Raw genomic sequence first — 12,402 nt, forward strand, 5'->3', positions numbered from 1 at the left:
TCTTATATTAATCATTTTTCTTAAAAAGGAGACATCATGAAATTTACAAAAAAACTTGGCTTTTTTGCCCTACTTATGTCAGTACTTCTTATTTTAGGAGCTTGTGGAAAAACTGGCTTGGGGAATTCTTCAGGAACAAATAAAGAAGTCACTAAAAAGTCAGCCAAAGACTTGAAACTAGGTGTGTCTATCTCAACCACCAATAATCCTTATTTTGTCGCTATGAAAGATGGTTTGGACAAATATGCTGACAAAAAGGACGTCAACTTAAAAGTAGCTGATGCTCAAGATGATGCTGCACGCCAAGCAGACGATGTGCAAAACTTTATCAGCCAAAATGTAGATGCCATTTTGATTAATCCAGTGGATTCAGATGCCATTGTGCCAGCTATTAAAGCTGCTAACAATGCCAATATTCCCGTTATTCTCATTGACCGTGGTAGCAACGGTGGTGATGTTCTCACAACAGTTGCTTCTGATAATGTTGAAGCAGGTAAGATGGCTGCTGACTATATTGTGAAAGAGCTTGGTGAAAAAGCAAAAGCCTTTGAATTGTCAGGCGTTCCAGGAGCTTCAGCAACTGTCGATCGTGGGAATGGTTTTAACAAAGTAGCCAAAGAAAAATTAGACGTTTTATCAAGTCAGTCAGCTAATTTTGATCGAGCTAAGGCTTTGAACACTGCCCAAAACATGATTCAAGGAAACAAAGACGTTCAAGTTATTTTTGCTCAAAATGATGAAATGGCACTAGGAGCTGCTCAAGCTGTTAAATCAGCAGGCCTTCAAAATGTTTTAATCATTGGTATTGATGGTCAGCCAGATGCCCACCAAGCTATTGAAAAAGGAGACATTACTGCAACAATTGCCCAACAACCAGCTAAGATGGGAGAAATTGCTATCCAAGCAGCTATTGATCACTACAATGGTAAAAAAGTGGATAAAGAAACCGTATCACCAATTTACCTTGTGACCAAAGAAAATGTTGACAAGTACAATTGGTAAGTCATTTTCACGTTGCCCTTAAGCTTAGGTTTAAGGGCTTTTTTGGAGCAATGATTAGCCTAAAAACCAAAGATGATATAGTGGCGGTACATAGAAATCCTAAGGTCTACAGTTTAAGAATGAAGAAGTAAAGGAGAGACCAGATGACCTATTTAGCCATTGTAACGCTACTGACTAGCAAGGTGGTGGCTTTTTCCTCTACTTACAAAAATTAAAAAATTGTGTATAATAAAAGAGTTACGGGTAATATCGCTGATTTCCTGTAAGCTTGCTTAAATAGGGTTGATGACTGGCATCATTAACTCTGGTGACAGTAGGAAGCAGCAGTTCCCACTAAGAGAGTGATTCATAACACACATAAATGGATTCTTAAGAAAGGAGTCGCATGAAAAAAGACATTTCACCAGAAATGTATAACTACAATAAATTTCCTGGGCCAACATTTAGTCACTTTGACCAACAGGTTAAGGCAGAAGGGATTGACCTAGTACTACTTGAGAATGTTAAAAATGCCTTTGACACCACTAGTTTTGGTCAACGTTATACAGAGATTTTACTAAAGTACGATTACATTGTTGGAGATTGGGGCAATGAACAACTCCGTCTCAAGGGGTTTTACAAGGACAGCAACGATGTCAAGAAAACAAACCGCATTTCACGCTTAGAAGATTATATAAAAGAATTTTGCAATTTTGGCTGTGCCTATTTTGTTTTGGAAAATCCTAATCCCAAAGAAATCACCTTCGAAGTAGAGCGTCAGCCAAGGCGGAAGAAATCGTCTAAACCAAAATCAAATCGTCGCAAGCCAAACTCACCAAGCCAACAGACAGCCGCCTCAAAAGGTAAATCAAAGCGGCCACCAAAAGAAAAGCAGTCCGAAAGCCAAGCCTTTACTAGTAAGAAACGTCGGGAAATCAGCAAGGAGAAAAGCAAACCTAAACGCAGTCAGGCTAATCAGCTTAATGCTAAATCCGATCACTTTATCATCAGAAAGAAGGATCATTAATCCATGAAACCATCCATTTACAGCTTGACCCGTGACCAATTAATCGCCTGGGCGATTGAACACGGTCAAAAGAAATTTAGAGCTACTCAAATTTGGGACTGGCTTTATAAAAAACGTGTCCACTCGTTTGAGGAAATGACCAATATTTCCAAAGATTTTATTGCTATCTTAACAGAGAACTTTTGTGTCAATCCTTTGAAGCAACGTATCGTTCAAGAATCAGCTGATGGGACTGTCAAGTATTTATTTGAGCTACCAGATGGTATGCTGATTGAAACAGTTTTGATGCGTCAGCATTATGGGCATTCTGTTTGTGTAACAACTCAGGTGGGTTGTAACATTGGTTGCACCTTTTGCGCCAGCGGCTTAGTTAAAAAGCAGCGCGATTTAAATAGTGGAGAAATCACTGCTCAAATCATGTTGGTTCAAAAATATTTTGATGAACGTGGTCAAGACGAACGTGTCAGTCATGTGGTTGTTATGGGGATTGGTGAACCTTTTGACAATTACCAAAATGTGATGACCTTCCTTCGTACCATTAATGATGACAACGGACTCGCTATTGGTGCCCGTCATATTACAGTGTCAACATCAGGTTTGGCTCACAAGATTCGTGAGTTTGCCAATGAAGGGGTGCAAGTTAATTTAGCGGTCTCACTTCATGCACCAAATAATGATTTGCGGTCAAGTATTATGCGAATCAATCGTTCTTTCTCACTTGAGAAACTTTTTGCAGCCATTGAGTATTATATTGAAACAACTAATCGTCGTGTGACCTTTGAATACATTATGCTAAATGAGGTCAATGATGGTATTGAGCAGGCTCAAGAATTGGCAGATTTGACCAAGAATATCCGTAAGCTATCTTACGTCAACTTGATTCCCTACAATCCTGTTTCAGAACATGACCAGTACAGCAGAAGTCCTAAAGAACGCGTTTCAGCCTTTTACGATGTGTTGAAGAAAAATGGTGTCAACTGCGTCGTCCGTCAGGAACATGGTACAGATATTGATGCGGCTTGTGGACAATTACGTTCCAATACCATGAAAAAAGACCGTCAAAAGGTCGCAGCCGTGAAATAAAAGGATGATGAGCCAAGTATTTGAACAGAATGAACTTGTCAAAGGAAACTGGCGACGGGTCTTGCTGTTAGCTTTATGGGGTTATGGTCTGGCAGTAATGGTCATGTGTTTTATCCCGCAGCCGCACCTCTTTGGCAATATCCACACCCCAAATGTTATGGCTATTGGTCGTTTTCGTTTGCTGTTGATTCCTTTAAATAGCCTGTGGTCTTTACCCCAATTAACAAGACCTCTAGCACTTATTTGGGTTATCGGGCAAAACATCATGAATGGTTTTTTGCTCTATCCATTAGTGTTTCTGATGCATTGCCTTTGGAAGAATTGGCAGAGCCCTAGAAAAAGTTTATGGTTAGGCTTTCGGCTTAGCTTAGCTATTGAGTTAACACAATTGTTCTTGGACATGTTAATTGACGCCAATCGGGTATTTGAAGTGGATGATTTGTGGACAAATAGTCTGGGTGCCTTATTAGCGTTTTATAGTTATCGGTGGTTGAGTCATCGGTTATGGTTAAAGTGATACAATGATTTTCTCTCCGCTGGAGAGACTTTTTGTTAGCGATATAAGATTAGATTAAATGACATATTAATCTTGGAAGGAGGGAAAATGTCGATAGTAAAAAACTTATGGTGGTTTTTTAAGCAAGAAAAGAAGCCCTATCTTATTGGTATTGTATCTTTAAGTTTGGTTGCTTTTTTGAATTTAATACCACCCAAAATTATGGGGATTGTGATTGATAGGATTACTAGCCAGCAATTAACAAAAAGCCAGTTGCTCTGGTATTTGCTTTGGTTAATTTTGGCTGCGCTAGCTATGTATGGACTACGTTATGTGTGGCGTATTTGTATTTTTGGAACCTCTTATCATTTGGGACGCATTATGCGGTTTCACCTATTTGAACATTTTACTAAGATGTCGCCGTCTTTTTACCAGCGGTATCGAACTGGAGATTTAATGGCGCATGCTACCAATGATATTAACTCGTTAACTCGGTTGGCAGGTGGAGGTGTCATGTCTGCCGTTGATGCGTCTATAACTGCTATTGTTACCCTACTAACCATGCTTTTGACAATTTCTTGGCAAATGACAGTCATTGCAGTTTTGCCTCTGCCGTTGATGGCTTATACCACTAGTCGTTTAGGGCGCAAAACCCACAAGGCTTTTGGAGACTCTCAGGCAGCTTTTTCTGAATTGAATAACAAGGTTCAAGAAAGTGTCGCTGGTATTAAAGTGACCAAATCTTTCGGCTATCAGGCAGAAGAATTGGCTTCCTTTCAGGAAATCAATCAAATGACTTTTAAGAAAAACATGACTACTATGTTTTATGATGTCATGTTTGATCCCTTGGTTCTTTTGTTTATCGGTTTGTCTTATGTCTTAACTTTGCTGGTTGGAGCCTTTATGATCAAGGCTAGTCAGGTGTCAATCGGGAATTTAGTGACCTTTATGACCTATCTTGATATGCTTGTTTGGCCTCTAATGGCAGTCGGTTTTTTATTTAACATGGTTCAGCGTGGTAGTGTTTCTTATGAACGGATCAGTCAGTTGTTAGAGGAACATTCGGATGTTAAAGAGAGCAGGCATCCTCTAGCGACGATTGCCAATGGTCCCTTGACTTATGACCTCAATCATTTTTTTTACGCCAAGGAAGAAACCTTGACGGACATTCATTTTAGATTGGAAAAGGGACAAACCCTAGGATTGGTTGGACAGACTGGATCTGGAAAGACAAGTCTTATAAAACTCTTGTTACGAGAATATGATGTGACTGATGGGGCTATTTGCTTGAATGGGCACAATATTAAAGACTATCGTCTCAAGGATTTACGTCATTTAATGGGCTATGTGCCTCAAGATCAATTTTTATTTGCAACCAGTATTTTAGAAAATGTTCGCTTTGGCAATCCTCAGCTATCATATGAAGATGTGAAAGAAGCGACACGGCTATCACAAGTTTATGATGATATTATGGATATGCCCCAAAGGTTTGACACAATGATTGGTGAAAAAGGTGTTTCTCTTTCTGGTGGACAAAAACAGCGGATTGCCATGAGCCGTGCCATGATTTTAAATCCAGATATTTTGATTTTAGATGATTCCTTATCAGCTGTGGATGCTAAGACGGAGCATACTATTATTGAAAATCTGAAACAAACAAGGAAGGATAAGACAACCATTATCACAGCCCATCGTTTGAGCGCTGTTGTTCATGCCGATGTCATTTTGGTCTTGCAAGAGGGACGTGTTATTGAGCGTGGTCGCCATGAAGAGTTGGTAGTAGCAGGTGGTTGGTATGCCAAGACCTATGCCTCTCAACAGTTAGAAATGGAGGTGAAAGACCATGAGGACAACTAACCAGTGGCAAGTTTTCAAACGTCTCCTATCTTATTTGAAACCCTACAAATGGTTGACTCTGTTTGCTCTAATGTTGTTATTGTTAGCTACCGTGGTTAGGAGCCTTATTCCCTTAATTGCTTCCCGCTTTATTGACAACTATTTGACAGCCTTCAATCAGCCAGCTTTTTTACTTTTGCTAGGCTACTACGGCATGTATTTGGTTCAGAGTATGATGCAATACTTAGGAAATTTCTTTTTTGCTCGTGTTTCCTATAGCATTGTCAGAGATATTAGACGTGATGCCTTTGCTAAAATGGAAAACTTGGGCATGTCTTATTTTGATAAAACACCGGCTGGGTCCATTGTTTCTCGAATCACTAACGATACCGAAGCTATCAGTGATATGTTTTCAGGGATTTTATCAAGCTTTATTTCAGCGATATTCATTTTTTCTGTAACCCTCTATACCATGTTGGTCCTAGATATTACCTTGACGACCTTGGTTGTGATCTTTCTCCCTTTTATTGTCATTTTGGTCAATCTCTATCGGAAACAATCCATGCAAGTTATTGATAAAACAAGAAGTTTACTTAGTGATATTAATAGTAAACTGGCGGAAAGCATAGAAGGTATTCGCATTATACAGGCCTTTGGACAAGAAGAGCGGTTGAAAGGTGAATTTGAAATTATCAATCAAGAACATGTGCGTTATGCCAATAAATCGGTGGCTTTAGACAGTATTTTCTTGCGTCCAGCCATGTCTCTTTTGAAATTATTAGCTTATGCTGTGTTGATGGCTTATTTTGGTTTCAAGGGCATGAATGATGTGATTACAACTGGAATGATGTATGCTTTTATCCAGTACATTAACCGCTTATTTGATCCTTTAATTGAAGTTACTCAAAACTTTTCAACCTTGCAAACCTCAATGGTGTCAGCAGGTCGTGTTTTCAAATTGATTGACGAAGAGGCCTATGAACCGAAGCAAGCTGATCAGTCACTTAAAGTCACCCAAGGAAATATTGCCTTTAAAAATGTGTCCTTCTCTTATGATGGCAAGCAAAAGGTTTTGGATAATATTTCCTTTGAGGTTAACAAAGGAGAGACCATTGCTTTTGTAGGAGCAACAGGTTCTGGCAAGTCTTCCATTATGAATGTTTTTATGCGCTTTTATGACTTTCAAGCGGGACAAGTATTGCTTGATGGTCATGACATCCGTGATTATTCTCAAGAGGAATTGCGACAGTCTATCGGACTTGTTTTGCAGGATCCCTTCTTGTATCATGGAACAATTGCCTCCAATATTCGGATGTACCAAGACCTTAGTGATGAAGAGATTAAGGCGGCTGCTGAGTTTGTTGATGCTGATCAGTTTATTCAAAAATTACCAGACCAGTATCAAGCACCTGTCAGCGAAAGAGGCTCCAGCTTTTCAACAGGTCAGCGTCAGTTATTGGCATTTGCAAGAACCGTAGCCAGCAAACCTAAAATTTTAATTCTCGATGAAGCAACTGCCAATATTGATTCTGAAACAGAAGCTATCGTGCAAAATTCCCTTGCTAAAATGCGAAAAGGGCGCACAACCATTGCCATTGCTCACCGTCTATCAACTATTCAAGATGCTAATTGCATCTATGTGCTTGATAAAGGAAAAATTATTGAGCATGGTCGTCACGAAGAACTGCTCAACCAAAAAGGCACCTATTATAAAATGTATCAATTACAAGCAGGTATGTTATAACTCCTTAACCCTAGTCATTCTGGTGACTAGGGTTTTTCAGTAGATTAAGTAGCTTTCAAGAAAAATAATACAGAGTAAACCGAAGGTTAAGTAAGGTATAAAAGGAATACGTTTGACACCTAATAGCAGACAAGCCAGAATACCTGCCAAGCAAGCCAGTTGAACTAGCCAAATGAGCGATATGAGCTTCAATACCAATCCTAAGCTAGCGAGATAAAGAAAATCTCCTGAGCCAATTGAAAAAGGATAGAAATGCGCTACTAGACCAACTAACAGGAAAAAAAGGGACAAGTGATTCAGAGGATAAAATAGGAGTAAACTTCCAAAATGAAGGAGCCACAAAAGGAAAGGGTATTCCTGTGACCGCCAATCAAATAAGCTAAGTAATAGGGAAAAGAGTAGCAAGTAGCAGTGGATTGTACTAATCCAACCCATCGTGGTTGCTATTAGGAGTCCACTTAAGCTTATTTCTAAACTAAAATAGAATCGATAGCTATCTTGTAAATGACTGGTCAATGATAAATAACCTCGCTGCAACCTTCTTTTGTGGGTTTCTGAAAGGTTTGCTAGGCAAATCGTTTCCTCTTGGCTGGCATCAGGAAATAAATGGAGCAAGTAGCGCAATAACAGGCTTAATAAAAAGCCACAACAGATACTAAAAAAGACTTTCATACTTATTTATTCGAAAATAAATTAAATGCTTGCAATCTTTTCTCAATCGTTGTAGAATATAGATATAAAACGAGAATGATTCTAATTAAGTATCTAATCACTCAATTTGGATTAATCCGTTATTGTCGAATAGGATTAGGTTCGTAACCCTTTCTTATGTTTATCAAGTTAGGGTTAGTTCCCCCTCCATTCTTGCCCTTTAAGCCGAAAAAGTAAGGAGATGTTATTATGACAAACACACTCGTTGAAAATATTTATGCTTCAGTAACTCACAATATTTCTAAAAAAGAAGCGTCAAAAAATGAAAAAACAAAAGCTGTTTTAAACCAAGCTGTCGCTGACTTATCTGTTGCAGCATCTATTGTGCACCAAGTTCACTGGTATATGCGTGGTCCAGGTTTCTTGTACCTTCACCCAAAAATGGATGAGTTACTGGACAGTTTGAACGCTAATTTAGATGAAATGAGCGAACGCTTGATTACCATTGGCGGAGCGCCTTATTCTACCTTAGCTGAGTTTTCTAAACACTCTAAATTGGACGAAACAACAGGTACTTACGATAAAACAGTTGCTCAACATTTAGCGAGATTGGTAGAAGTTTACCTTTACCTAAGTAGCCTTTACCAAGTTGGTTTGGATATTACTGATGAAGAAGGCGATGCAGGAACCAATGATTTGTTTACGGCAGCTAAAACAGATGCTGAAAAAACCATTTGGATGCTTCAAGCGGAGCGTGGACAAGGTCCAGCCCTTTAATTAATGATGCCTTAGGACGGAAAGAAGCTGATTGTAAAGATTGGCTTCTTTTTTGCTCCGAGAGAATACTCAGATCATTTTCAGGAACTTAGAAAGCGATTGCATGATTGCCTTGAAATCTGCCTTAGAATTTGCTAAAATCATACTTATATGAAAACACTATATGATGTGCAACAATTATTGAAAAATTTTGGCATTTTTATTTATCTGGGAAAACGCCTTTACGATATTGAGATGATGAAGATTGAACTTCAGCGTCTCTACGATAGTGGTTTGTTGGATAAGGATGACTATTTCAATGCTGAATTAATTTTGCGACGCGAGCACAGATTAGAATTGGAAAAAGAAGGACAGGCAAATGAGTCAAAAATTATTGGGGATTGATTTAGGTGGGACGACCATTAAATTTGGGATTTTAACAGCAGCAGGGGAAGTGCAAGAAAAATGGGCGATTGAGACTAATATATTAGAAGGGGGCAAACATATTGTTCCAGATATTGTAGCCTCTATCAAACATCGCCTAGACTTGTACGGTCTAAGCAGTGCTGATTTCGTAGGTATTGGTATGGGGTCTCCAGGAGCTGTTAACCGTGATACTAATACAGTAACTGGGGCATTCAACCTTAATTGGAAGGAAACTCAAGAAGTTGGTTCCGTTATTGAAAAAGAATTAGGTATTCCTTTTGCCATTGACAATGATGCTAATGTTGCTGCTCTTGGTGAACGTTGGGTAGGTGCTGGTGAAAATAACCCAGATGTGGTCTTCATGACACTTGGAACAGGTGTCGGTGGAGGCATTATTGCTGATGGTAACCTGATTCATGGTGTTGCAGGAGCAGGTGGTGAAATCGGCCACATGATTGTTGAGCCAGAAAATGGTTTTGCCTGTACTTGTGGGTCACATGGTTGTCTAGAAACAGTGGCTTCAGCAACAGGAGTTGTCAAGGTGGCACGCTTATTGGCAGAAGCCTACGAAGGAGATTCAGCTATCAAAGCAGCCATTGACAATGGCGAAGGTGTTACCAGTAAAGATATTTTCATGGCAGCTGAAGCAGGGGATTCCTTTGCTGATTCTGTTGTGGAAAAGGTTGGTTACTACCTTGGTCTTGCGTCAGCAAATATTTCCAATATCTTGAATCCAGATTCAGTGGTTATCGGTGGAGGTGTGTCAGCAGCAGGAGAATTTCTACGCTCACGCATTGAAAAATACTTTGTGACCTTCACCTTCCCACAAGTGAAACATTCAACGAAAATTAAAATTGCAGAGCTTGGCAACGATGCTGGAATTATTGGTGCAGCTAGCCTTGCTCGACAATTTATCACAGAATAGGAGGGGGATATGTCTCCAATCACACTTATCTTATGGTTACTCCTTGTAGGCATTATTGGTTACTACACATGGAATTATTTCGCTTTTCGGAGAATGGCAAAGCAGGTCGATAATGATACCTTCAAAGACTTGATACGTCAAGGTCAATTGATTGACCTAAGAGAGCCTGCAGCCTTTAGAACGAAACATATTCTAGGAGCTAGGAATTTTCCAGCGCAACAATTTGATGCTGCTATTAAGGGCTTACGCAAGGACAAACCTGTTCTAATTTACGAAAACATGCGTCCCCAATACCGTGTGCGTGCGGTCAAAAAACTTAAAAAAGCTGGCTTTGAGGCTATCTATGTCTTGAAAGACGGTATTGATTACTGGGATGGCAAAGTTAAATAAACAACTGAGTTAATCATAAAGTGGAGTTAAGGGAAATAAAGGCAATCATTGTCTGGGGACCCTTAGCTCTTTTTTGGGATATAGGCACTTGCTGAAAGTCTGAAAACATTTACAATTGATTAAAACCAGTTTTTTAAAACATTTTGTGTTATACTTGTTTAGTTAAAATATATTTACTTAGAGGAACAAATGACTAACTTAAGAAACGATATCCGTAACGTAGCGATTATTGCCCACGTTGACCATGGAAAAACAACACTTGTTGACGAATTATTAAAACAATCTCATACTCTTGATGAGCGTAAAGAACTTCAAGAGCGTGCTATGGATTCCAATGACCTTGAAAAAGAACGCGGGATTACAATCCTTGCGAAAAATACGGCAGTAGCCTACAATGATGTTCGCATTAACATCATGGATACTCCGGGACACGCGGACTTCGGTGGCGAAGTTGAACGTATTATGAAGATGGTTGACGGGGTTGTTCTTGTTGTGGATGCCTACGAAGGAACCATGCCTCAGACACGTTTCGTATTGAAAAAGGCGCTTGAGCAAAACCTTATTCCGATCGTTGTTGTGAACAAGATTGACAAACCCTCAGCTCGTCCAGCAGAAGTTGTAGATGAAGTTCTTGAGTTGTTTATCGAACTTGGTGCCGATGATGAGCAGTTGGAATTCCCAGTTGTTTACGCGTCAGCTATTAATGGCACGTCATCATTATCAGATGATCCTGCTGACCAAGAGCATACCATGGCACCTATCTTTGACACCATCATTGATCATATTCCAGCCCCAGTTGATAATTCAGATGAGCCTTTACAGTTCCAAGTGTCTCTTCTTGATTACAATGACTTTGTTGGTCGTATTGGTATTGGACGTGTTTTCCGTGGTACTGTTAAAGTTGGTGACCAAGTTACCCTTTCAAAACTTGATGGTACCACTAAAAACTTCCGTGTGACAAAACTGTTTGGTTTCTTCGGTTTGGAACGTCGTGAAATCCAAGAAGCTAAAGCAGGTGACTTAATTGCTGTCTCAGGTATGGAAGACATCTTTGTCGGAGAAACCATTACGCCTACTGACTGTGTGGAAGCTCTGCCAATTCTTCGTATTGACGAGCCAACGCTTCAGATGACTTTCTTGGTCAATAACTCTCCTTTTGCAGGACGCGAAGGCAAATGGATTACATCTCGTAAGGTTGAAGAACGCTTGTTGGCAGAATTGCAAACAGACGTTTCACTTCGTGTTGACCCAACGGATTCTCCAGATAAATGGACTGTTTCAGGTCGTGGTGAATTGCACTTGTCTATCCTTATCGAAACCATGCGTCGTGAAGGCTATGAACTTCAAGTATCACGTCCAGAAGTTATCATCAAAGAAATTGATGGTGTCAAATGTGAACCCTTCGAACGTGTGCAAATTGATACACCAGAAGAATACCAAGGTGCAATCATCCAGTCTCTTTCAGAACGTAAAGGGGATATGCTTGATATGCAAATGGTCGGCAATGGCCAAACTCGCTTGATTTTCTTGATTCCTGCTCGTGGTTTGATTGGTTATTCAACAGAATTTCTATCAATGACACGTGGCTATGGTATCATGAACCATACTTTTGACCAATACATGCCTGTTGTTGCAGGTGAAATTGGTGGTCGTCACCGTGGAGCTCTTGTTTCTATTGATAATGGTAAGGCAACGACGTATTCCATCATGCGTATTGAAGAACGTGGAACAATCTTTGTCAACCCAGGAACAGAAGTTTACGAGGGGATGATTGTTGGCGAAAATTCACGTGACAATGACCTTGGGGTTAACATTACAACGGCTAAACAAATGACAAACGTGCGTTCAGCAACCAAAGATCAAACGGCTGTGATTAAAACACCTCGTATTCTGACGCTTGAAGAATCATTAGAGTTCTTGAATGATGACGAATACATGGAAGTAACACCAGAATCTATTCGTTTGCGTAAACAAATCTTGAATAAGGCTGCGCGTGATAAAGCTAATAAAAAGAAAAAATCAGCCGAATAAATAGTTAGTTAAACGAATTACCTTTTAAAAAGATGTTTAGAGAAGATGATTTTCTA

The 12,402-nt window shown here is 39.6% G+C and carries 12 protein-coding genes; 11 read left to right on the plus strand and 1 reads right to left on the minus strand.

Annotation, left to right across the window (positions count from 1 at the left end; all coding sequences use genetic code 11):
* Positions 1 to 36 precede the first annotated feature (36 nt).
* The 6 genes from EL097_RS06185 to EL097_RS06210 all read left to right on the plus strand — a co-directional run bounded on the left by EL097_RS06185 (position 37) and on the right by EL097_RS06210 (position 7,167).
* The gene (locus EL097_RS06185; RefSeq protein WP_003044418.1) at positions 37 to 1,002 is read left to right on the plus strand and encodes a substrate-binding domain-containing protein; all 966 of its coding nucleotides are present in this window, start codon (positions 37 to 39) and stop codon (positions 1,000 to 1,002) included.
* A 385-nt stretch (positions 1,003 to 1,387) separates the two neighbouring features.
* On the plus strand, positions 1,388 to 2,008 hold the full coding sequence (locus EL097_RS06190) for a YutD family protein (protein WP_003044414.1): 621 nt from the start codon (positions 1,388 to 1,390) through the stop codon (positions 2,006 to 2,008).
* A gap of 3 nt (positions 2,009 to 2,011) precedes the next feature.
* A complete protein-coding gene (gene rlmN / locus EL097_RS06195; protein WP_003044411.1) occupies positions 2,012 to 3,091 on the plus strand; it encodes a 23S rRNA (adenine(2503)-C(2))-methyltransferase RlmN in 1,080 nt (359 codons plus the stop codon).
* Positions 3,092 to 3,095: 4 nt separating this feature from the next.
* Entirely contained in the window at positions 3,096 to 3,608 is a 513-nt protein-coding gene (locus tag EL097_RS06200; protein WP_039994692.1) for a VanZ family protein, read from the plus strand.
* Between the two features lie 87 nt (positions 3,609 to 3,695).
* Positions 3,696 to 5,444 (plus strand): ABC transporter ATP-binding protein, encoded by a 1,749-nt coding sequence (locus EL097_RS06205; RefSeq protein ID WP_003044405.1) that lies wholly within the window; start codon positions 3,696 to 3,698, stop codon positions 5,442 to 5,444.
* On the plus strand, positions 5,431 to 7,167 hold the full coding sequence (locus tag EL097_RS06210; protein ID WP_003044402.1) for an ABC transporter ATP-binding protein: 1,737 nt from the start codon (positions 5,431 to 5,433) through the stop codon (positions 7,165 to 7,167). Before EL097_RS06205 ends, EL097_RS06210 begins: the two co-directional genes overlap by 14 nt.
* 36 nt (positions 7,168 to 7,203) lie before the next feature.
* Here the strand turns inward: EL097_RS06210 and EL097_RS11215 are convergent, their stop codons facing one another.
* A complete protein-coding gene (locus EL097_RS11215) occupies positions 7,204 to 7,839 on the minus strand; it encodes an A24 family peptidase (RefSeq protein ID WP_003044400.1) in 636 nt (211 codons plus the stop codon).
* A gap of 228 nt (positions 7,840 to 8,067) precedes the next feature.
* Here EL097_RS11215 and EL097_RS06220 point away from each other — a divergent pair, with 228 nt between their 5' ends.
* From EL097_RS06220 to typA, 5 genes are all read left to right on the plus strand, one after another.
* Positions 8,068 to 8,595, plus strand: a complete 528-nt coding sequence (locus EL097_RS06220; RefSeq protein WP_093999231.1) for a Dps family protein — start codon at positions 8,068 to 8,070, stop codon at positions 8,593 to 8,595.
* Positions 8,596 to 8,745: 150 nt separating this feature from the next.
* Positions 8,746 to 8,979 (plus strand): YqgQ family protein, encoded by a 234-nt coding sequence (locus EL097_RS06225; RefSeq protein ID WP_003044390.1) that lies wholly within the window; start codon positions 8,746 to 8,748, stop codon positions 8,977 to 8,979.
* Positions 8,954 to 9,925, plus strand: a complete 972-nt coding sequence (locus EL097_RS06230; RefSeq protein ID WP_003044387.1) for an ROK family glucokinase — start codon at positions 8,954 to 8,956, stop codon at positions 9,923 to 9,925. The genes EL097_RS06225 and EL097_RS06230 overlap by 26 nt, the downstream gene beginning before the upstream one ends.
* Positions 9,926 to 9,934: 9 nt before the next feature.
* The gene (locus tag EL097_RS06235; RefSeq protein WP_003044384.1) at positions 9,935 to 10,315 is read left to right on the plus strand and encodes a rhodanese-like domain-containing protein; all 381 of its coding nucleotides are present in this window, start codon (positions 9,935 to 9,937) and stop codon (positions 10,313 to 10,315) included.
* 189 nt (positions 10,316 to 10,504) lie between these two features.
* Positions 10,505 to 12,346, plus strand: a complete 1,842-nt coding sequence (gene typA / locus EL097_RS06240) for a translational GTPase TypA (protein ID WP_003044381.1) — start codon at positions 10,505 to 10,507, stop codon at positions 12,344 to 12,346.
* Positions 12,347 to 12,402: the final 56 nt, after the last annotated feature.

Origin of the sequence: Streptococcus canis, from assembly GCF_900636575.1 — a bacterium.
In the GTDB taxonomy this organism is placed as follows: domain Bacteria; phylum Bacillota; class Bacilli; order Lactobacillales; family Streptococcaceae; genus Streptococcus; species Streptococcus canis.